16 protein-coding genes are annotated in these 21,164 nt (G+C 72.0%); 12 read left to right on the top strand and 4 right to left on the bottom strand.

Features of this window, described 5'->3' with window-relative positions; genetic code table 11:
- The first annotated feature begins 3 nt into the window (after window positions 1–3).
- The 5 genes from IF37_RS0101160 (at window position 4) to IF37_RS41365 (ending at window position 4,798) form a co-directional block, all read left to right on the top strand.
- Window positions 4–1,575, top strand: coding sequence for a 4-coumarate--CoA ligase family protein (locus tag IF37_RS0101160; protein ID WP_030734613.1), 1,572 nt, complete (start codon window positions 4–6; stop codon window positions 1,573–1,575).
- On the top strand, window positions 1,572–2,309 hold the full coding sequence (locus IF37_RS0101155) for an enoyl-CoA hydratase family protein (RefSeq protein WP_030734610.1): 738 nt from the start codon (window positions 1,572–1,574) through the stop codon (window positions 2,307–2,309). Before IF37_RS0101160 ends, IF37_RS0101155 begins: the two co-directional genes overlap by 4 nt.
- Window positions 2,297–2,896: a TetR/AcrR family transcriptional regulator gene (locus IF37_RS0101150; RefSeq protein WP_030734606.1), complete on the top strand. Its 600-nt coding sequence runs from the start codon at window positions 2,297–2,299 to the stop codon at window positions 2,894–2,896. The genes IF37_RS0101155 and IF37_RS0101150 overlap by 13 nt, the downstream gene beginning before the upstream one ends.
- A gap of 261 nt (window positions 2,897–3,157) precedes the next feature.
- Window positions 3,158–4,105, top strand: coding sequence for an aldo/keto reductase (locus IF37_RS0101145; RefSeq protein ID WP_030734603.1), 948 nt, complete (start codon window positions 3,158–3,160; stop codon window positions 4,103–4,105).
- 48 nt (window positions 4,106–4,153) lie between these two features.
- Complete coding sequence (locus IF37_RS41365; protein ID WP_158727264.1) at window positions 4,154–4,798, top strand: HAD family hydrolase; 645 nt, start codon at window positions 4,154–4,156, stop codon at window positions 4,796–4,798.
- Window positions 4,799–4,849: 51 nt separating this feature from the next.
- On the opposite strand, the gene gntD is transcribed toward IF37_RS41365, so the two are convergent.
- From gntD to IF37_RS0101120, 4 genes are read right to left on the bottom strand one after another with little or no spacing between them, the layout of a single operon-like run.
- Complete coding sequence (gntD, locus tag IF37_RS0101135; protein WP_030734597.1) at window positions 4,850–5,875, bottom strand: guanitoxin biosynthesis L-enduracididine beta-hydroxylase GntD; 1,026 nt, start codon at window positions 5,873–5,875, stop codon at window positions 4,850–4,852.
- 50 nt (window positions 5,876–5,925) lie between these two features.
- Window positions 5,926–6,609 carry a cyclase family protein gene (locus IF37_RS0101130; protein WP_030734594.1) on the bottom strand — a complete coding sequence of 228 codons (684 nt, stop codon included), beginning with the start codon at window positions 6,607–6,609 and terminating at the stop codon, window positions 5,926–5,928.
- Window positions 6,606–7,823 carry an argininosuccinate synthase domain-containing protein gene (locus IF37_RS0101125; RefSeq protein ID WP_158727263.1) on the bottom strand — a complete coding sequence of 406 codons (1,218 nt, stop codon included), beginning with the start codon at window positions 7,821–7,823 and terminating at the stop codon, window positions 6,606–6,608. The genes IF37_RS0101130 and IF37_RS0101125 overlap by 4 nt, the downstream gene beginning before the upstream one ends.
- Complete coding sequence (locus IF37_RS0101120; RefSeq protein WP_052844912.1) at window positions 7,808–8,932, bottom strand: TauD/TfdA family dioxygenase; 1,125 nt, start codon at window positions 8,930–8,932, stop codon at window positions 7,808–7,810. Before IF37_RS0101120 ends, IF37_RS0101125 begins: the two co-directional genes overlap by 16 nt.
- A 962-nt stretch (window positions 8,933–9,894) precedes the next feature.
- Between IF37_RS0101120 and IF37_RS0101115 the strand changes: the two genes are divergently transcribed.
- From IF37_RS0101115 to cpt, 7 genes are all read left to right on the top strand, one after another.
- On the top strand, window positions 9,895–13,038 hold the full coding sequence (locus tag IF37_RS0101115) for a non-ribosomal peptide synthetase (protein ID WP_030734584.1): 3,144 nt from the start codon (window positions 9,895–9,897) through the stop codon (window positions 13,036–13,038).
- 128 nt (window positions 13,039–13,166) lie between these two features.
- On the top strand, window positions 13,167–15,872 hold the full coding sequence (locus IF37_RS0101110; protein WP_052844911.1) for an AMP-binding protein: 2,706 nt from the start codon (window positions 13,167–13,169) through the stop codon (window positions 15,870–15,872).
- Window positions 15,873–15,875: 3 nt separating this feature from the next.
- Complete coding sequence (locus IF37_RS40645) at window positions 15,876–16,886, top strand: class I SAM-dependent methyltransferase (RefSeq protein ID WP_158727262.1); 1,011 nt, start codon at window positions 15,876–15,878, stop codon at window positions 16,884–16,886.
- 1 nt (window position 16,887) lies between these two features.
- Window positions 16,888–18,492 carry an MBL fold metallo-hydrolase gene (locus IF37_RS0101100; protein WP_030734575.1) on the top strand — a complete coding sequence of 535 codons (1,605 nt, stop codon included), beginning with the start codon at window positions 16,888–16,890 and terminating at the stop codon, window positions 18,490–18,492.
- Window positions 18,489–19,760: an acetyl-CoA carboxylase biotin carboxylase subunit family protein gene (locus IF37_RS44250; protein WP_052844909.1), complete on the top strand. Its 1,272-nt coding sequence runs from the start codon at window positions 18,489–18,491 to the stop codon at window positions 19,758–19,760. The genes IF37_RS0101100 and IF37_RS44250 overlap by 4 nt, the downstream gene beginning before the upstream one ends.
- Window positions 19,760–20,611, top strand: a complete 852-nt coding sequence (locus tag IF37_RS44245) for a TauD/TfdA family dioxygenase (RefSeq protein WP_037855365.1) — start codon at window positions 19,760–19,762, stop codon at window positions 20,609–20,611. The genes IF37_RS44250 and IF37_RS44245 overlap by 1 nt, the downstream gene beginning before the upstream one ends.
- A complete protein-coding gene (gene cpt / locus IF37_RS0101085) occupies window positions 20,608–21,141 on the top strand; it encodes a chloramphenicol phosphotransferase CPT (protein WP_030734560.1) in 534 nt (177 codons plus the stop codon). The genes IF37_RS44245 and cpt overlap by 4 nt, the downstream gene beginning before the upstream one ends.
- Window positions 21,142–21,164: the final 23 nt, after the last annotated feature.

Here is a 21,164-nt window from a genome sequence, read left to right as displayed (position 1 = left end):
ACCGTGTTCCGCAGCGAGTACGCAGACGTCCCGCCCGTAGACCTCCCCATCCACGACGCCGTCCTCGGCCAAGCCGCCGCCCACGGCGACCGGCCCGCCCTCGTCGACGGCACGGACGGCACCACCCTCACGTACGAGCAGGTGGACCGGTTCCACCGGCGCCTCGCCGCCGGCCTCGCCGCCGGCGGCGTCCGCAAGGGCGATGTGCTCGCCCTGCACAGCCCCAACACCATCGCCTTCCCGACCGCCTTCTACGCGGCCACCCGGGCGGGTGCCACCGTCACCACCACGCACCCGCTCGCCACCGCCGAGGAGTTCGCCGTCCAGCTCAGGGACAGCGCGGCCCGCTGGATCGTCACCGTCTCCCCGCTGCTGGACACCGCCCGCCGGGCCGCCTCACTCGCCGGCGGCGTCCGCGAGATCCTGGTCTGCGACAGCGCGCCCGGACACCGCTCCCTGACCGACCTGCTCGCCACCACCGCCCCCGAACCGGCCGTCGGCATCGACCCGGCCGAGGACGTCGCCGTGCTGCCGTACTCCTCCGGCACCACCGGCGTCCCCAAGGGCGTCATGCTCACCCACCGGCAGATCGCCACCAACCTCGCCCAGCTCCGGTCCGCCGTCCCGGCCGGCCCCGGCGACCGGATCCTCGCCGTCCTGCCGTTCTTCCACATCTACGGCCTCACCGCCCTGATGAACGCGCCCCTCGGGCACGGCGCCACCGTCGTCGTGCTGCCCCGCTTCGACCTGGAGACCTTCCTCGCCGCCATCGAGACCCACCGCATCACCGGCCTGTACGTCGCCCCGCCGATCGTCCTCGCCCTCGCCAAGCACCCGGCGGTCAGCCGCTACGACCTCTCCTCCCTGGAGTACGTCATCAGCGCCGCCGCCCCGCTGGACGCCCGGCTCGCCCGCGCCTGCTCCGATCGGCTCGGCCTGCCCCCGATCGGCCAGGGGTACGGCATGACCGAACTCTCCCCCGGCACCCACGTCGTCCCCCTGGACCGCCTGCGCGAGGCCCCCGCCGGCACGGTCGGCAGGCTCGTCGCCGGCACCGAGATGCGGATCGTCTCCCTGGACGACCCCGGCCGGGACCTCGGCCCCGGCGAGTCCGGCGAGATCCTCATCCGCGGCCCCCAGGTGATGAAGGGCTACCTCGGCCGCCCCGAGGCCACCGCCGCCCTGATCGACACCGACGGCTGGCTGCACACCGGCGACGTCGGGTACACCGACACCGACGGCTGGCTCTTCGTCGTCGACCGGGTGAAGGAACTCATCAAGTACAAGGGCTTCCAGGTGGCCCCCGCCGAACTGGAGGCCCTCCTGCTCACCCACCCCGGCATCGCCGACGCCGCCGTCATCGGCGCCCGCGACGGACACGGCAACGAGATCCCGCACGCCTTCGTCGTCCCGCACCCGGACGCCGGAGAACTGACCGAGGACGACGTCCTGCGGTACGTCGCCGAACGCGTCGCCCCCTACAAACGCGTCCGCCGCGCCACCTTCGTCGACACCGTCCCGCGCGCCGCCTCCGGCAAGATCCTGCGCCGACAGCTCAGGGAGCACCACACATGACCGCACTCGTCGGCCGCACGCGCGCCCGTGCCGTCGAAACCCTCAGCCTCGACTCCACCGGCACCCGCAACGCCCTCTCCGCCGCCCTCGTCGGCGAACTCGCCGCGGCCCTCGCCGACTGCGGCGCGGACCCGGGCGTCCGCGCCGTCGTCCTCACCCACACCGGTACGACGTTCTGCGCCGGCGCCGACCTGCGCGACCCGCCCGACCCCGACGCCCTGGTGGCCCTCCTCCGGCAACTCGTCGCACTGCCCCGGCCGGTGGTCGCCCGGGTCACCGGCCATGTCCGCGCCGGCGGCCTCGGCCTGCTCGCCGCCTGCGACATCGCCGCCGCCTCCGCCACGGCCACCTTCGCCTTCACCGAGGTACGCATCGGCGTGGCACCCGCGGTGATCTCCCTCCCGGTGCTCCCGCGCGCCGACCCCCGCGCCCTCGCCCGCTACTACCTCACCGGCGAGCGCTTCGATCCCGCCGAAGCCGTCCGCCTCGGCCTGCTGACGGTGACCGCGGACGACGTCGACGACGCCCTCGCCCCCGTCCTGGACGGCCTGCGCCGCTCCGCCCCCGAGGCCCTGGCCGAGACGAAACAACTGCTCACGGCTAGGGTGCTGGAGACGTTCGACCGGGACGCGGCACAGCTGACCGCGCTCTCGGCCCGGCTGTTCTCCTCCGCCCCGGCCCGGGAGGGGATGACGGCCTTCCTGGAAAGACGTGAGGCGGCATGGGTGGTGTGAGCACGACCGAACGCGTTCCCAAGCAGGACCGCAGCCGGATCACCCGGCAGCGGCTCCTGGAGGCCGCCGTGGCCTGCCTCGCCGAACACGGCTGGGCGGGCTCCACGGTCGCCGCCGTCGCGACCCGCGCCGGGGTCTCCCGCGGCGCCGCCCAGCACCACTTCCCGACCCGGGAGGACCTCTTCACCGCGGCCGTCGAGTACGTCTCCGAGGAACGCTCCCTCGCGCTGCGGGCCCTGTTCCCGGACGGCCCCGCCGACCGCCGGGCCGTCGTCGCCGCCCTCGTCGACCTCTACACCGGTCCCCTCTTCCGCGCCGCCCTGCACCTGTGGGTCGCCGCCGGCGACGAGGAGCAACTGCGCCCGCGCGTCACCGAGCTGGAGGCCCGCGTCGGCCGCGAGACCCACCGCATCGCCGTCGACCTCCTCGGCGCCGACGAGGCCCGCCCCGGGGTCCGCGAGACCGTCCAGGGCCTCCTCGACATGGCCCGCGGCCTCGGCCTCGCCAACCTCCTCACCGACGACACCGCCCGCCGCGAACGGGTCGTCGCCCAGTGGGCGGCCCTGCTGGACGACGCGCTCGGCTGAGCGAGCCGGCACGGGCGCCGTCGGGAGCGGCCGAGGGCGGCCCGATTCGGCGTCCCGGCGTGTTCCGCCGGTTTGGGAAGGCGGAAGTTCCGGTAAGAAGTCCGCGGTTCTCTTCCAGGCCCAGACCGCCTTTTCCGAAAGGGCTTGTAGCGTGCTGTCCGCGGATTCTATGCTGACCCGGACCATGGTGCTGCGACGGGGCGTTTCACCGACCTCAACGGTAGGGCCATATATCCGTATCCTGCTCGAGAGGAATGCTCCGTGCGTACAACCGAACTCGGTTTTCGGGGTCCGTCGGTCGGCCGGATAGGGCTGGGTGCGATGGGCATGTCTTTCGCTTATGACCCCGGGCGCCGCGACGACGAGACATCCGTCACCATCGTTCGCCGCGCACTCGATCTGGGGGTCAATCTGATCGACACGGCGGATGTGTACGGGCCTTTCACCAACGAGGAACTCGTCGGGCGCGCACTGCTCGGCCGCCGGGACGAGGCCGTGCTGTCGAGCAAGGGCGGCGTCCGTTTCGACGGGAGGGACTTCACCCTCGACGGGCGCCCGGAGTACCTCAGGTCCGCCCTGGAGGGCAGCCTGCGGCGCCTGCGCACCGACCACCTCGACATCTACTTCCTGCACCGCGTCGACCCCCGGGTCCCGGTGGAGGAGAGCTGGGGCGCGCTGGCGGACCTGGCGGCCGAGGGCAAGGTGCGCGCCCTCGGCATCTCCGAGGCGTCCGCCGACGAGGTCGGCCGGGCCCGCGCCGTCCACCCCGTCGCCGCCGTACAGTCGGAGTTCTCCCTGTTCACCCGCGATTTCCAAGGCGATGTCGTGCCCTTCTGCCGTGAGCACGGCATCGCGTTCCTGTGTCACTCGCCCCTCGGCAGCGGACTCCTGGGCGGGCGCTACACCAGCCCCGCGGATCTCGACGCCGGCGACTTCCGGGCCGACATGCCCCGGTTCACCGCGGAGTCGATGACCGCGAACGCGGCTCTGGTGGACCGGGTCCGCGCGGTGGGCGAGCGCAACGGGGCCACCCCGGCGCAGGTGGCCCTGGCCTGGCTGCTCGCGCAGGGCGAGTACGTCATCCCGATCCCCGGCACCAAGACCCTGAGTCACCTGGAGCAGAACGCCGCCGCTGACGAACTCGTCCTGTCCGCGGACGACCTGGCCGAGCTGGACGCCCTGCCGGCGCCGGTGGGTGCCCGTGAATAACGGGTTCCGGTGCTCCGTCCACTCCGTACTCGAAATGATGGGTCCCTCGTGAACAAATTCGCCATATTCGATCTCGACGACACCCTGGTGGACAGTGCCGGAGCGGTGGACCGGTGGTTCATCGAATTGGCCGAACAGCGGAATCTGGGGGCGGACGGATTGCAGTTCCTCCGGGCCGAACAGCAGCGTCCGGTCACCCCTCGCGAATCATTCCAATCCATCGTCGACCGTTTTGGTTTCACTGAGTCCCCGGATGAACTCCGGAGCATTTTCCTCGAGCGCGTACCACGGCTTTCCCGCGCTTTCGACGGTGTGGTGCACAGCCTCGGGGAGCTGCGTGCGCGCGGCTGGCGTACGGCACTCCTGACGAACGGCACGGCGCTGGACCAGCAGCCGAAGATGCGGGACGGCATGGCGGACCTGTTCGACGTGGTGTGCTTCGCCGACGACGAGGCGACGCGCAAGCCGGACCCGGAGGTCTTCCGGCTGGTGGCCGGTCGCGCGGGCGCCGGGCTCGACGGAGCCTGGATGGTCGGCGACTCCCTGGAGTACGACATCGCGGGCGGGGCCGCCGTCGGCATGTCGACGATCTGGGTCTCGGGCGGGCGCACCCCGCGGGACGGTGAGCCGGTCCCCACCCGGGTCGTGACCTCGGTCGCCGAAGCCTTCCCCCTCCTGCTCGCCGAGGGGTGAGCGGGTGCGGACCACGGCGGGGGCCGCGGTCCGCACCCGCCCGGCACGGCGCTACTGGATGACCCGGTCGTCGGCCGAGAGCCGGCGGCCCCGTGAACGGCGCAGGTCACGCGTGATGTTCATCCGCTTCAGCCAGCGGTCCGAGCCGTCGAAGCGCGCCGTGAACGGCCGGCGTCCGTGGATCGCCCGGTAATTGTCCAGGAACAGGATGTCGCCGGGCGTGAGGGCGACGTCCTGGATCTTCCGGTTGATCTCGGCGCACAGCCGCTCCAGCGCCCCGGCCGCCTCCTCGGTCAGCGGGGTCATGCAGTCGGGGTCGACGCACAGGTAGGGCTGGGCGTCGTCACCGAACAGGACGCTCACGGCCGGGGGGTCGCGGTGCAGTTCCTCGATCCGGCGGAAGCTCTCCCGCGCCCGGGCGTGCCGGCTCTCCGGCAGGTGGGTGGTGTACGCGTTCCGCTCCGCCGAGTGCGAGCCGCTCGGCCGGGTGGCGAAGAGCGGCTGCTGGAGGATCGCGCGGTCCGCCGCCGTGATGTCGAGGTCGGAGATCTCGGCGTACGTGGTCGGCGCGCCGTACGGATTGCGCAGGCACATCAGCGCCGTGTAGTCCGACCGGTAGGGGTGGAACGCCTCCTCGGTGTGCCACTCCAGCAGCTCCTCGGAACCGGAGGAGATCTGCTCCCTCTCGTGCCCCCGGATGGGCACGATGTTGTGCATCAGCAGCCCGTTGTGCAGGGTCGCGTAACCGAAGGGGTCCCCGAGGAGCTGGGCGCACAGCACGAAGACCGCCTCCTCGCGCAGCGCCGGCGAGCGTTCCCCCTCGGGCTGGTGCCAGTCGCCGGGGGTGGGGCCGATCTCCTCGCCGATCCGGATGCCGGACAGCAGGAAACCGCCGGACGGCTCGGTGAGCCGGAACCCGGTGAGCGCCTCCCGGAGGTCCCGCGGCAGCTCGTGCGCCAGCACCGCGGCCTTCCTGTGGAACGCCGCTTCGTGCACGCTCGACAGGTCACGGGTCAGTTCCCGTACCAGCTCGTCGATGTCGGCGTTGGCCTGGGCGCCCAGGTGGTACTTCTCCATGTCCACGACCTTCGTAGAAGTAGTGCGGTCCGCTGCGCCGGTGGCGCCGGTCACCCTTCCCTGTCGACGAGGGCGTAGGCCCGCACCGGGAAGGTCCCCATCCCGGCGACGGGGATCGGCGCCGCGTGGAAGCGGAAGCCGCGGCCCACGACCTGCGCGAGCCCCGTCATGTGCTCGACCACCGGGATGCCGGCGGCGAGGAGTCCGGTGTGCGCCGGCCGGGTCAGGTCGGCCATGTCGTCGATGTTGACCGAGTCGATGCCCACCAGGGCGGGGCGCCGGGCCGCCAGCCACTCGACGGCGGCCGCGGTGAGGAAGGGATGGGCCGGGTCGCCGTACGACGGGGTGGCCCAGTGCCGGTCCCAGCCGGTGTGGACGAGCACGGCCCGGTCGGTCACCTCCAGGCCCTCGAAGAGCTCCGGCCCGATGCCGCTCGGCGCGCCGGCGGGGACGGTGACGGCCACTCCCTCCAGGTCGACGAACCGCGACAGCGGGGTCTCCGAGAGGTCGGCACCGCCGTCGAAGCGGTGGAAGGGGACGTCGGCGTACGTTCCGGTGTTCGCCACGAGGGTGATGCGCCCGATCTGGAACTCGGTCCCGGGGGCGTACCGGTCACGGGAGTCCACACGCGACATGTGGTCCTCGATGACCGGCCCGGGCAGTCCGGGGTAGGTGGTCATGCCTTCGCGCACCACGTGCGAGAGGTCGACGAGGTCCCTCTTGTTGTCGGTCATCGCGCAGCTCCGAATCGTCGCAGTCGGCTGGGCAGCGTGGCCAGCGACAGCCAGGGTGTGTAGGAGTACTCGGCCATCGACGCGTGGAACGTCTTGCCGAGGCGTGTGTAGTAGAGGCCGTTCGCCGAGGTCACGCCGAGCACGGTGAGCGAGCCCCGGTGCAGCCGCAGCCGTACGGAACCCTCCAGGGGGCGGTCCAGGTCGGCCAGGCACCTGGCGAGGCTTTCGCCCAGATGGCTGAACCACCCGCCCTGGACCACGGTCGTGGTCCACTCCCGGGCGATCGCCCCGCGCACCGCGTGCTCCTGGGCGGTGAAGACCGCGTTGGCCAGGACCTGGTGCGCCTTGATGATCACGGTCGCGGCGGGAGCCTCGCGGACCTCGTGGTTCTTCACCCCGAAAGGGGTGTCCTCCAGGCCGGAGGACCGGCCCACGCCGTGCTCGCCCGCCAGCGCGTTGAGGTGCTCCACGAGGGCGCCGAAGGCGATCGGCCGGTCGTCCAGGGCGACGGGCAGGCCGTGCTCGAACGTGAGGAGCACCTCGGCGGGGTCGGCGGGGGCGTCGGCGACGTCCCGGGTCCACCGGAAGACGCTCTCGTCCAGGAGGTTCTCCGGGCTCTCCAGGGAGCCGTTCTCGATGACCCGCGCCCAGGGGTTGGCGTCGACGCTGTGGATTCCCTCGGGGAAGGAGACGCCGGCGTCCTCGAGCGCGGCCAGCTTGGTCTCGCGCGGCAGGTCGGAGCCCAGGAACGGCGCGGCCACACCGATGTCCGGGGCGAGAGCGGCGATCGATCCGCTGAGCCGGAGGGAACTGTTCTGCATGTACGTGGCCGTGTGGCCGATCACGTCGCAGCCGTGCTCCCGCGCCACCTCGACGGCGGTCTGCGCCATGAGCGGCCGGGTGAGCGTCGAACCGACCGGGAACTGCTCCTGGTACAGGGCGTCCGCGTGGACGGCCGCGGGTGCGAACCCGTCGAAGAACCGGTCGGTCACGTCGACGTCGAGGAACCGCGCGCCGAACTTCCGGGCCTGTTCGGCGGCGGCGGCCGAGGACTCCCGGTCGCCGATGCGCACGTGCAGCGCCGTCACGGTGGTCCCCAGGGACTGCAACCGCTGGAGCAGGTACGTCCCGTCGACTCCGCCGGAGTACAGCAGCAGCATGTGCCGCGGGGGCTGCTCGGCGAGTTCGTCCAGGCTCGTTATGAACCGGTGCAAGCCGGGTCCTCGATTCGTGGGGTCGGGGTGAGCGGTCCGGGGGAGAAGAGGCCGATGTCACGGAGCGGGCGGCACACGCGCGAGCCGGCGGGCCGGGCCGCCCGTGAGGCACGGATGTCCGTGACGGCGAAGCAGCGCCTCAGCCAGCGGTCGGTTCCGTCGTGGCGGGCCGCGAACTGCGAACGCCCGTGGATGGCGGTGCGGTTGTCGACGACGAGGAGGTCGCCTCGTTCGAGCACGCCACCGCGGAGGGTCGCGAGGAACGCGGACTTGATCTCCTCCAGGGCGGCTCGTGCCTCTTGGTCGACGCCCTCCATGGCGTGGAAGTCGGCGAGGAGGTCCGGCGCGTCGGCGGTGCCGGAGAGCACGGGCAGCGGGCCGGTGAGCAGGTCGGTGGAACCGTCCCCGAACGAGCTGCTCACCCTGAGGCGGAAGCGCGGCTGCCGCAATACCGCCGCGGTCGGCGCGGACAGCAGGGGCAGCGCCCGGGCCGCGGCGCCGACGACGGTCCGAGCCGTGCGCTCGTGGTCGGACCGTATGCACATCAGCGTGATGAAGTCCGGCTTGTGCGGGTGGAACCCGTCCTCGGTGTGAAGTTCCAGGTAGACCGTCCCCGAGTTCTCCTGGCGCTTCTCGGCCCCCTCCACGGGGGCCACGTCCTGGACGATCCTGCCCTCCTTCTCGTCCGCGTAGGCGATGACGGAGCCCACGGTGGACGCCACCGCGAGCTGCGCGAACGTGGCCACCGGGAGGTCGCTCCAGCGGGGCAGGAACCCGTCGGTCGGGGTCGCGGGGGGCCGGAGGTCGACGGGCATGCCGCGCAGGAGGAGCACGCCGGCGTCGTTCCCGTGCCGGCGGAACCCGCCGAGCGCCTCCAGGACCCGTCGCGGCAGCCGCAGTCCGGCCAGCTCGGCCTCCGTCAGCAGCTCCTCGTCGTCCAGCGACCGGTCCTTCAGGGCACGGGCCGACGAGGCGAACGCGTCGCCGAGCGCCTGGCGTTCGGCGTCGGTGAGGGTGATCGTCACGTCGTCGAGTGGCGTGATCGAGCCGTCGGCGGGATCACCGTCGGCGGCGTCCGGTGGCTGTGTTGGTTCACGTACCTGAATCACCAGGCCCCTCCCTTGATGTCAAGACTGATGCCTAGGTCCGGCCGTGCGAATCGGCACGGGTCCCCCGTGGGCGCGGTGGGGGAGCGGCTATTTCCAGCCGACCGGATTCGGCCATTCCGCTCGCCGGAAATGGCGAAAAATATGCACCAGGACGGCCCGAAACCGTACGGTTCCGGTGGTTGATGCGGTGACTGGGGCCGGACGGTCCGGCCGCCTCGGGTGTCCGGCCGGAGCCGGGGCCCGGTTTACGCGGACCCGGCCCGGCCGGCGGGCGACTGCGGCGCCGACGGCCCGTGAGTACCGGGCGCCGCGATCACGAATGGCGTGCCCGAGCCCGGCCCTGTTGCGTCACCCATTGAAGACACCCCCGTGTCAAGGCCTTTGCTTCATGCGTTCGCCATCGAAACAGAAAGGTCCGGAAGGCGCAAGCACCCCGGTCCCCCCGCAAGATTGATGCTTGCCTACCCTGCAAGCCCAAACTACAGTGCCTCTCGCAGCACGCAAGCTAGCCAGCATTGACGTGAACGGGGGACATACGGTGAGGTCAATGGCGAATGCGGGCGACCGGATGCCGGCCGGCACACAGAATTACTCGCGTTCACCGCGGTAATCCTTGGGTCGTTTCGGGCCAATTATCAGCCCCTCGCGCATGCCGTGCCCGCTTTCAGGGCAGCTCTCGGCGGATCGTTTCCAGGCGGGAACGGTGCCGTCCGTCCCGCTCGGTGCCGATGGCCGACCGGAGGCATGCCCATTCACAGCATCGGGTGCGCACAGGTTTCCGTGCCCCCGTGACCCTTCGACCTGACTTTCGCCGGGGCATCTTTATGTCCGAATCCGGTAGGTTCCACTGGAATGGGCGAGATTTATAAATGCTCGCCGTTCCTTCCGTTGCGCCCGAGGTCACACCATTCCTGGGGGACGCATCGATTCGGCAAGGGAAAACGTACCGTGGATTTCCACAAATGAGCCACTCCACCATTCATGGCCTGATAGCCGCACGCGCCAGATCGAATCCCGACCTGCCGGCCGTCGAGTACGGCACCGAACACCTCGACTTCTCGGAGCTGGAACGCCGCTCCGACGCCGCGGCCCGGCGCTTGAGCGCACACGGCGTCGAGCCGGGCGTCTTCGTCGCCGTGGCCCTGGAGCGCTCCGCCGCCATGGTGGTGACGCTGCTGGGCATCCTGAAGGCCGGCGGCAGCTATGTCGCCCTGGACCCGGCGCACCCCGAGGCCCGGCTGCGCTGGATCCTGCGGGACATCGCCCCGCGGGTGGCGGTGGCGAGCCGGGCCGTGCGGGACGCGGTGCCCGCGACCGGCATACCCCTCCTCGTCGCCGAGGAACTGGCCGAAGCACCCGGGCCGGGAACGGCCCCGGGAACGGCCCCGGAAACGGCGGGGACCGCCCCGGTGGCGCCGGCGGAGACCGCCGCGGGACTGCCCGAGGGCGATCCGGACCGGCTCGCCTTCGTCACCTACACGTCGGGCACGACCGGCCGTCCCAAGGGCGTCATGGCGGTGCACGACTCCATCGCCTACTTCATGGGCATGATCAGCCCCTATCTGGGCCTGGGCCCCGGCACCCGGTTCCTCCAGTTCTACCCGCTGACCTGGGAGACCCAGGCGCTCGACATCTACGCGGTGCTGGCCGCCGGCGGCACCGTGGTCATCCCGCCCGCCGGGACCGAGACGGCCGGGCCCGGTCTGGTGCGGTTCCTCCGGGACGCCCGCGTCACCGGGGCGATGCTGCCCCCCGCGCTGCTCGCCGAGCTGACCGAGGAACCGCCCCTGCCCGCCCTGCACACGCTCGCCTACATAGGAGAGCGATGTCAGCCCCGAACCGCCGAGCGCTGGGGGAGCGGCCGACGCCTGGTCAACCTCTACGGACCCACCGAGGTGACGGTCGCGGCCAGCGCCTCGGACGAACGCCCGCCCGGCGACGCGCCGCCGATCGGCAAGGCCCTGCCCGGCCGCGAACTGCACGTCCTCGACGAGCACATGAGGCCCGTGGCACCCGGCGAGCCGGGCGAGTTGTACGTCGGCGGCCGGGGCCTGGCCCGCGGCTACTGGAACCTTCCCGAGCTGACGGAACGCCAGTTCCCCCCGGACCCGTTCAGCGGGCGGCCGGGCGCCCGCCTCTACCGCACCGGAGACCGGGTGCGATACCTGCCCGACGGCAATCTGGACTTCCTGGGCCGCGTGGACGGCCAGCTCAACGTCCGCGGCCAGCGCGTGGAACGCGGTGAGGTCGAGTCGGTGATGGCCGCCCACCCGGGTGTGCGTTCCTGCGCCGTCGTCGTCCAGGGGGAGGGCCCGGACGCCCGGCTGGTCGGCTTCGTCGTGGGCCCCCCGGGGATCGAGAAGGAACTGGCCGACCGGCTGGCCGAAGAGCTGCCGCCCGTCATGGTCCCGTCGTTCATCGTGCCGCTGGAGCGCCTCCCGCTCAACCAGCACGGCAAGGTCGACCTGACCGCGCTCCGGGCGTACCGCCCGCGCGAGTCCGGCTCCCGTACCGCCGGTTCGGCTCCCGAGCCCGGGGCGCAGGCGGAGCTGGCACGCATCTGGGAGGACGTGCTGGGTGTGGCGGGGATCGGCCCCGGCGACGGCTTCCGCGCCCTGGGCGGCACGTCCCTCCAGGCCATCCGGGTGCAGAACCGGGTCCGCGAGCACTTCGGCGTCGTCCTGACCGTCCGGGAACTGCTGGGCGCCGGCACCCTGGCGGAACTGGCCCGCATCCTGGCCGCCGGTGGCGGCGAACGGGCCGCGCTCCCCCCGCTCACCCGCACGGACACCGACTCCGGCACCTCCCACCCCGCCTCCCTCCACCAACGGCGGCTGTGGGCACAGGCCCGGATGAAGCGGGCCGCGTCCGTCGCCTACAACGAGGCGTCCGCGCTCCAGGTGACCGGCCCCGTGGACCTGCCGGCCCTGCGGCGCGCCGTCCAGGACCTCGCCGACCGGCACGAGGCCTTCCGCAGCAGCCTGCACCTGGAGGGGGCCGACCTCCGCGTCGACGTCGCCCCGCGGGTGACGGTGGACCTGGCCGAGGAGGACCTGACCGGTTCCGCAGACCCCCTCGCGGAGGCGACCCGGCGGGTCACGGAGCTGGGCGCCGTCCCCTTCGACCTGGAGCGGGCACCGCTGCTCAGGGCGACGCTGCTCACCATGGCGGCCGAGGAGCGGGTACTCGTCCTCGTCACCCACCACACCGTCGCCGACGGCCTCTCGCAGGACGTACTCGACCGCGACCTGGCGGAGTGCTACGCGGCCCGCCGGGCCGGGCGGGAGCCGGCTCCCCGGCCGAGGACCGCGCTGCGCCCGCGCGACCACGCCCGGTGGCAGCGCGCCACGGCCGGACACCCCGTGCTCGCGGCGGGGCTCGACCACTGGCGCTCCGTGCTCGCGGGCGCCCCGACCGAGACGCACCTGCCCACCCTCGGGCCGCGGCCCGCCTCCTTCAGCCACCTCGGCGGCCGGGTCGACCGCGGCACGGGCCCCGGACTGCGCGCGGCCGTGCGGCGGTTGGCCGAGGAGGCCGGCACCACCGGGTACGCGGTGTGCCTGCTGGCGCTCGCGCTCCTGGTGTCGCGGCGTACCGGACAGCGGGACGTCCTGATCGGGTCCCCCTTCTCGGGACGTCCGAGCCAGGAGGCCGAGGACGTCATCGGCTTCTTCACCAACACCGTGGTGATGCGGGTGACGCTCGACGGCACCACGGACCCGCTGCCGCTCCTCGCCGCCGTGGACGAACGGGTCCAGGAGGGCCTGGAGCACCAGTACGTCGCGTTCAACGACGTGGTGCGGGCGGTCGGCGCCCGGGCGGGCGCGTCCGGCCAGCCCCTCGTCCAGGTGGTCCTCGCCTACCAGGGGCCGCTGCGCCCCCGCGCCGCGCTCGAGGGCACCCGCGTGGTGCCGTGGCTCGTGGACAACGGCACGGCCAAGGCCGACCTGACGGTGGAGATCAACGAGGTCGGGGACGAGCTGGTGGTGGTCCTCCCCTACAGCGCCGACGTCATGGACCTGCCGACCGCTCGGAGCACGCTGGCCGAGTACCTGGACATCCTGCGTGAACTGACGGCCGCCCGGACGGACGACACGCGGTCCTGAGGTGCCGGCCGGTCCCCGCCGCGGGACCGGTCCGGCACGACCGGCACGCCGGCCGGTCCGTCCCTCCTGCCCATCCACCCGTGCGGAGGGCCCCTCCCAACCGACAAGCCAACCAGAGGGGAAGTCCAGTGGATCTATCCACGCTCCTTGCTCACCGCCTCGGCGCGGGCGGCGACCTGCCCGCCCTGGAGTCGGGTACGCGGACCTGGTCGTACGCCGACCTGGACCGGGTCACCCGGGATCGCGCCGCGCACCTGCGCAGGCGGTACCCGCGGGCCGTACGGGTGGCGACGGCTGGTGAGCACACCGCCGAGGCGCTGCTGTGGGCGCTGGCCGTGATGCGCGCGGGGCTGGTCTACACCCCGGTCAACCCGGGGCTGCCCCCGGAACGCGTGCGCGAGGCCATGCGCGTGGCCAGGCCCGACCTGGTGCTCCGCGGTACGTCCGAAGCCCTGCGCGAACCGGACGTCGGCGTGCCCGTGGTCGACGCGGACGAGCTGGCCGCCGAGGTGTCCCCGCCGGCCGACGGGGAGAGTCCGGCGTCCTGGCCCGTGCAGCGGACGGCGTACTCGGTGTTCACCTCGGGGTCGAGCGGGCTGCCGAAGCTGGTGAACGTCGGCCACCGGGGGATCGAGAACCTCTGCCGGGCGCAGACCCGCCTGTTCGGCATCGAACCGGGCGATCGTGTGCTCCAGTTCTCCTCGCTCGCCTTCGACGCCTCTCTCGCCGAGATCCTCGTGACGCTGTACGCCGGCGGGACCCTGGTCGTACCCGCGTGGGACGGCGGCTCGTGGGTGAACGCGGTGGGCACCCACCTGGCGGCGCACGGCTGCGACGTGATCACCGTGCCGCCGTCGGTGTACGCCCGCCTGCACGACGAGGCACGCAAGGCGATCGGCACGGTCGTCTTCGCGGGCGAGGCCCTGACCGAGGTGGAGTTCCGGGCAGCCGCGCGGTTCAGCCGGGTGCTCAACGCCTACGGTCCCACCGAGGGCACCGTGTGCTTCTCCGTCGCCGAGCCGAACCGGTTCACCACCTCCGTCGGCCGCCCCGTCGACGGGTACGAGGCCCGGGTCCACGACCGGACGCTGAGCACCTACGCCACCTCGGGACGCGGTGAACTCGTCATCGTCGGCGACGGGGTCGCCCTGGGCTATGAAGGCGTGGAGCGGGCGGACGGGCCGTTCACCACGGTCGACGGCCGCACCGCCTACCACACCGGCGACGAGGTGGAACTGCGCGACGGTGAGGTCTTCTACCTCGGCCGCCTCGACGACCAGATCAAGCGGCTCGGCCACCGGATCGCCCTCACCGACCTGGAGGGCAGGCTGTCCGGCCTGCTCGGATCGCGCGTCGCGGTCCTGACGCACGACGGCTCCCTGGTCCTCGCGCACACCGCGACCGGCCGGACGGAGGCGGAGCTGAAGAGCTGGCTGCGCGCACTGCTGCCGAAGTGGGAGGTGCCCGACCTCGTCCTCGCCGTGCCCGACATCCCGGTCACGCACACCGGCAAGGCCGACAAGGACGCCCTGCGTGCCCTCGTGGCGCGCGACGGCGCCGGCACGGGCGGCCCGGAGGCCGGGCAGGACATCGTGAGCGCCTCGGTGGAGGAAGTCCTCGGCACCCCGATCGCCCCCGACCTGTCGTTCTTCGACGCGGGCGGCGACTCCTTCGGGCTGGTGCAGCTCCAGGTGAAGCTGGCCCGGCACTTCGGCGAGGAGCGGGTGCGCAAGGCATTCGACCTGCTCAACTACGACTTCACGGTCGAGGGGTTCGTCGCCGCCCTGGGCGACCGGGCCGAGCCCGCGGCCTCCCCCGTCTCCTCCGTGTTCCGCGCGGTCTCGGCCGAGCTGGCCGGCCTGCCCGCGGCCCTCGCGGCCCTGCGGCGGGAGGCGGCCGGTGATCCGCGGGCGGTCACCGTCACCGGCGCCGGCGGATTCATCGGCGGGCACGTCCTCGACCGGCTGCTCGGCGGCGACCGGCCGCTGACCGTCGTCACCAGCGGCAACCCCCGGCGGCTCGTGGAGCGTCACCGCGCGCGCTTCGGCCGGGACGAGGCCGACTTCGCGGACGTGCGGTTCCTCACCTACGACGACCTGGGGACCAGCGCGGGCGACACCGGCGGCTGGGGCGCCGTCGTGCACTGCGGCTTCCAGGTGAACCACGTGCTGCCGCTGGAGCGGCACGTCAAGGACAGCGTCGCGAACACCCGGGCCCTGGTCCGGGCAGCGGCCGAGCGGGGCGCGCACCGCTTCGTGTTCGCCTCCGCCGCCTCCGTCGGCCAGGAGTTCCTGCCGTTCACCGAGGACGCCCTCGAGGCCGTCGGCGACCCGTACTCCCAGGCGAAGTTCGTGGCCGAGAGCTACGCCGGGGCGCTGGAGGGCGACCGCTGCCAGGTCGACATCGTCCGCCTCGGACTGGTGTACGGGCACACACCCGGTGACGCCGCCTTCCTCGACGACGACGTTTTCGCGAACCTGCTGCGGATCTCGGGGAAGCAGGGCGTCCTGCCGCGGCTGACCGGCCTGGTGCCGGTCTGCCACGTCGCCGATGTCACCGACTCGCTGCTGGCCGCCGCCGCCGGACGGGCCCCGGAACGGCGCTCCCTCCTGCTCCAGCGCACCTACGGCGTCGACGAGCTGCGCGCGGAGCTGGGGAACGTCCCGCTGGCCGATCCGCAGGAGTGGCTCGCCACCGTGACCGAGGCGGGCACCGCGGACACCCGCGTGCTGGCCGCTCTGCGGCTCTGGCTCGGCGAGCCGGGCTGGGCCGGGCCGGTGCGCACCACGTGCCGGCCGATCATCCGGGAACTCACCAAGACCTTGGAGATCTGACGCATGAGCCCTGATGTGGCGACCACCGTGGCCCCCGAGCAGCGCTGGGACCCGGGCGACCCCCTGGACCCGGCGTTCGTCGAGGACGAGACCGGCATCCGCGAGGAACTGCGCCGCGGCGACTTCAGCCGCTGGCGGCGCCCCGGCGGCCACGAACTGCGCGAGACGCTCACCGGCCAACCCGAGCGCCTGTTCCTCTTCCGGACCGGCGACCGCTGGTACGCCGGCTGCAAGACGATCTCCGACTACGTGCTCGACCAGGGCATGCCGGGAGTCTTCTGCAGCCGCGTCTACTGGTACAACGTGGTCGGCACGGTGAGTTCCGTGCGCACGTCCGACGCCGACGCCCGGATCGTGTTCGAGCCGCTGGACGAGGCGGGGCGGCGAGCCGCCTTCGACGCGATCACCCCGCTGACCGAGCTCGTCCACCCCTTCGCCAAGCAGCGCGACCCGGGCCGGGAGAAGACCAGCCGGCCCGACGGCTGGCTGGTCACCGAGGAGCGCGCCGCCTTCCTCGGCCTCGGGGAGGAGCACATCCGCGCGTACACCCGCGAGCGGTTCGCCCCCTGGCTCGACACCGTCGCCGGCGAGGTGCTCGCGTACGACCCGGCCTGCTCCACGGGCCAGTTCCTGTCCGAGTTCGCCGCCCTGGACCCGGCCCGCATCCGTACGGTGGGGCAGGACCTGAGCAGGCAGATGACCGAGTTCGCCGCCTCCCGCCTGGAGAAGGTGGTGTGCGGCGACGCGGCGGACCCCGCCGTCGAGCCGGGCGGCGCGGACATCCTGTTCAGCCGGTTCCTCAACTCCGAGGTCGTCTCCACCGCCCAGGCCAGGTCGATCCTGCCGGGGCTCGTCGGCACGCTGCGCCCCGGCGGCACCATGGTGCTGCTCGGCCACAGCCCCGTCCTGCTGGACACCGTGGACCTGGAGAGCTGCGGGCTGCGCGTCCGGCAGACCGTCGCGCGCCGGGACGACTTCCTCTTCCAGTACTACGTGTGCGAACGCGGAGCCTGATGTGACCCTGTCCCTCAAGAAGAACGTCATCGCGGAGCCGGCCGTCGCCGGCTGGTACGCCTGGTCGTACCTGCTCCCTCCGCACACCCTGGCGAAATACCTGAAGAACCACTACCGGAACATCGTCGAGTCCTACCTCGCCGACCCCGAGACCCACCGCACGGCACTGCGGCAGGCCCGCTTCCTCGGCGGCCCGTTCGTGCACGAGCGGGACGGCTCGTACGACCGGATCGGCGACTGGTACGCCACCGCCCGCGAACAGCAGGCCCCGCTGCTCGAACTCGCCGACGCCATCGACGAGCTGGAGCAGAAGATCCTGCCCGGCCAGGCCGGCGCGTCGATGGAGGAGGTGTACGGACGGCTGCCCGGGCCGCTGGCCGGGCGCGTGGAGCTGTTCTACAACCGGGACAACCGCACGCCCGACTACCGGTTCATCGAACCGTTCCTGTACGCCTCCCCGTACTTCGACCCCGCTCTCCAGCAGGTCAGGTTCTCCGAGATCCACCAGGACGCGCGCGAGTTCGCCCTGACCACCCCGGTCCTGGAGTACACCGACGAGCAGGTGCTGGTCTCGGTGCCGCTGGAGTCGGAGCTGCTGGACACCGTCTTCCGCGGCGGGCTCACCCCGGGGGAGCTGGACCGGGTGACCGCGGAGCTGGGCCTCGACGGGGAACGCGCCGCCGCCTTCCGGGGCTTCTTCGAGGAGGACCCGGCGCCCGCGGCGGCCTCAGGCCCGGCGGACCCCGGCGAGGACGTCATCGAATACGTGGGCCACGCCTGCGTGTTCGTCCGCCACCGGGGCACCACCTTCCTGGTCGACCCCGTGATCAGCTACAGCGGCTACTCGCGCGAGAGCGACGGCAGGTTCACCTTCGACGACCTGCCCGAACGCGTCGACTACGTGATGATCACGCACAACCACCAGGACCACATGCTCCTGGAGACCCTGATCAGGATCCGCCACCGGGTCGGCAAGGTCGTCATCGCCAAGTCCGCCAACTCCAGCCTCGTCGATCCCGACCTCAAGAGGGTGCTGGCCCGGCTCGGCTTCCGGGACGTCGTCGAACTCGACGACCTGGAGGCGCTCGACACCCCGGGGGGCACCATCACCGCGGTGCCGTTCCTCGGCGAGCACGGCGACATCCGGATCCGTACCAAGTGCGGCTGGATGCTGGACCTCGACGGCACCAGGGTGCTGTTCGCCGCGGACTCCACCAACGTCTCGCCCGAGCTGTACCCCCAGGTGACGGCCGCGCTCGGCCGGGTGCACACGGTGTTCATCGGGATGGAGAGCGTGGGCGCGCCGGTCAGCTGGCTCTACGGACCGCTCTTCCCCGAGAGGCTGGAGCGCCGGATCGACGCGGGCCGACGCCTCAAGGGGAGCAACTTCGAGCAGGCGGCGGCGATCGTCGACGCGCTCGGCGCCGACTCCGTCTACGTGTACGCGATGGGCCAGGAGCCCTGGCTCGGCGCGGTGATGTGCGTCGAGTACGACGAGACGCACCCGGCGATGATCGACAGCGACAAGCTGGTCGCGTACGTCAGGGAGCGGGGCGGCGCCGCGAAACGGCTGTTCCTCCACGAGAAGCTGGCGGTGCGCCCGTGAGCACCGGCAAGCAGCACGTCGTCCACGTGGGCTTCCACGCCTCCGAGGCGCACACCGCGGACTTCGACACCGACCACGTGACCGCCGTGATGCCCCGGGCGAGCGCCGCCCGGCTGCCCGCCGCCCTGGCGTCGAGGTTCGCCCGCATCGCGGTGCTGGACCTTCCGGACACGGACGACCTGGACACCTACGACCGGGCGGTGGACGGCATGCGCGACCTCGTCGCCGAGCTGGTCGCCGAGTTCGGCCCGCCCGCGGGGATCATCGGCCTCTACGAGCACACCACCTTGCCCGCGGCCCGGCTGCGCGAGCACTTCGGGGTGCCGGGTACCTCCGTGCGGACCGCGATCCGGTGCCGCGACAAGGTGCCGATGAAGCAGGCGCTGTCCGGCACGGGCATCCGCGTACCGAGGTTCCTCGCCGTGGGTCCCGGCACCGGGCGGGAGGAACTGGCCCGGTTCGCCGCCGGGCTGCCCGGCCGGATCGTGCTCAAGCCGCGGAGCCAGGGGGCGAGCATCGGCGTGCGCATCCTCGACGGCGCCGCGCAACTCCTCGCACTCGCCGAGGCCGGCGGCATCGAGGAGGGGTACGAGGCCGAGGAGTTCGTGGAGGGCTCCATCTACCACGTCGACGGCGTCGTCCGGGACGCGGAGCTGCGCTGGTTCTGCGCCTCCCGCTACCTCGACAGCTGCTTCGACTTCCAGCACGGCACCACCCCGCTGGCGGCGGTGACCCCCGACGATCCCGGACTCGTCGGCAGGATGCGGCGTTTCACCGAGACCGTGCTGCGCGCCCTGGAGCTGACGGACAGCACGTTCCACCTGGAACTGTTCCACACGCCCGGCGACGAGCTGGTCTTCCTGGAGATCGGCAACCGGTTCGGCGGCGCCGGCATCGGCTGGCACCAGCGCACCGTGTACGGCGTCGACCTGGCCCGGGAGGCGGCACTGGCCTGCCTGGGCCGGCCGTCGGAACTGGCCGCGCCCACCACCATGCTGGACCACCGGCAGGTGGGGTCCTCCGGCTGGCTGTACATGCCGGCGGTCGGCGGGACCGTCCGGGTCGTCGCCGTCACCGGACTCGACGAGCTCCCCGCCTCCGTGGTGGCCGCCGACACCCCGGCGGCCGGCGACGTCCTCGCCGCCGCCGGCCGGACCTGGCCCACCGCCGGAGGATTCCTGGTCACGGGGGAGTCCGCGGCCGCGGTGGAGCGGGACATGGACCGGATCATCCACACCTACACACTCGAAACGAAGGCAGGGGACTAGTGGCCCGCACGAAACTCGGCACGCACATCGGAGTGGTCGTCGACGACTACCGGCTGGACCCGGCCGACCCGGGGCTCCGCGACTTCGTCACCGAACTGCTGCTCCAGCACAAGGTGGTGTTCTTCAAGGGCCAGCACCTCGACCGCCACACCTTCATGCAGGTCGCGAAGCGGCTCGGCCGGACCGAGGTGCACCCGTTCATCTCCGAGGACGAACCCGTGGTGCACGGCATCTCGCCGTTCCAGCCCTACCACGAGTACCCGGAGATCACCGGCATCTACCACGACGAGAAGCACACCGGGAACCTCAACGCCTGGCACAGCGACCTCAACTGGCGCGAGGTCCCGACCTTCGGTTCGATCCTCCGCGCCGTCGAGATCCCGCCGCGGGGCGGCGACACGTGCTGGGCGAACATGGCGGCGGCGTACGCCTCGCTCGCCGACGAGGTCAAGGAGCAGCTGGAGGGGCTGCGCGTCGTCCACGACTGGATGCAGATCTACTTCCCCGCGTTCGACGGCAACGACGAGGCGCTGAGCCGCATGCGGGAGAAGTACCCCGCGCAGTCCCACCCGCTCGTCCTCACGCACCCCTTCACCGGCGAGAAGTCCCTCTTCTCGAACAAGGTCTCGGGCGTCCGTATCGAAGGTCTCGACGAGGCCGAGAGCAAGCGGATTCTGGATATGGTGCACCTCTTGGCGTGGCGTCCGGAATTCCAGTGCCGTTTCTCCTGGGAGGAGGGTGATGTGGCGATCTGGGACAACCTGGCAAGCCAGCATTACGCCGTCTCCGACTACTGGCCGCACGTCCGCAAAATGGAACGCATCACTCTCGAAGGCGAGCCGATCAAGTGAGTACTCAAGTCATCGTCCTGAATGGCGGGTCCAGCTCCGGCAAGAGCGGAATCACCCGCTGTCTGAAGGCGATCCTGCCCCACCCGTGGATCAACCTCGGCGTCGACGACCTGATCGACCGGCTGCCGCCGTCCCTGATCGAGAACGGATCCGGCGTCGAATTCGGGAAGCAGGGCGAGGTGGTGCTCGGTGACGGCTTCCGCGAGATGGAGGAGGCGTGGACGAAGGGCGTCGCCGCCATGGCGCGCGCCGGGGCACGGATCATCATCGACGACGTATTCCTCAGCGGACGGGCCTCCCAGGAACGCCTGCGCGCCCACCTGGAGGGCCTTGAGGTGCTCTGGGTCGGCGTGCACTGCGACCCCGAGATCGCGGCCGGCCGCGAGATCGCCCGGGGCGACCGGGTCATCGGGATGGCCGCGTCGCAGGCGGAGATCGTGCACAAGGGCGTGGTCTACGACATCGAGGTCGACACCAGTCACACCGAGTCGCTGGATTGCGCACGCGCCATCGCCGCGCGCGTGAGCTGACCCCCTTCGGTGAGCACGCCCGC

This window comes from Streptomyces sp. NRRL S-31 (assembly GCF_000718775.1).
Classification (GTDB): Bacteria; Actinomycetota; Actinomycetes; order Streptomycetales; family Streptomycetaceae; genus Streptomyces.
The sequence above is the reverse complement of the archived record's forward strand: the minus strand, read 5'-3'. Positions and strand labels throughout refer to the sequence as shown.

What these genes read in the sequence shown, in the direction of transcription:
- IF37_RS0101115 (WP_030734584.1), top strand. Translation starts at nt 9,895, where the DNA reads ATGAGCCACTCCACCATTCATGGCCTGATAGCCGCACGCGCCAGATCG.
- IF37_RS0101150 (WP_030734606.1), top strand. Translation starts at nt 2,297, where the DNA reads ATGGGTGGTGTGAGCACGACCGAACGCGTTCCCAAGCAGGACCGCAGC.
- IF37_RS0101155 (WP_030734610.1), top strand. Translation starts at nt 1,572, where the DNA reads ATGACCGCACTCGTCGGCCGCACGCGCGCCCGTGCCGTCGAAACCCTC.
- IF37_RS40645 (WP_158727262.1), top strand. Translation starts at nt 15,876, where the DNA reads ATGAGCCCTGATGTGGCGACCACCGTGGCCCCCGAGCAGCGCTGGGAC.
- IF37_RS0101130 (WP_030734594.1), bottom strand. Translation starts at nt 6,609, where the DNA reads ATGACCGACAACAAGAGGGACCTCGTCGACCTCTCGCACGTGGTGCGC.
- gntD (WP_030734597.1), bottom strand. Translation starts at nt 5,875, where the DNA reads ATGGAGAAGTACCACCTGGGCGCCCAGGCCAACGCCGACATCGACGAG.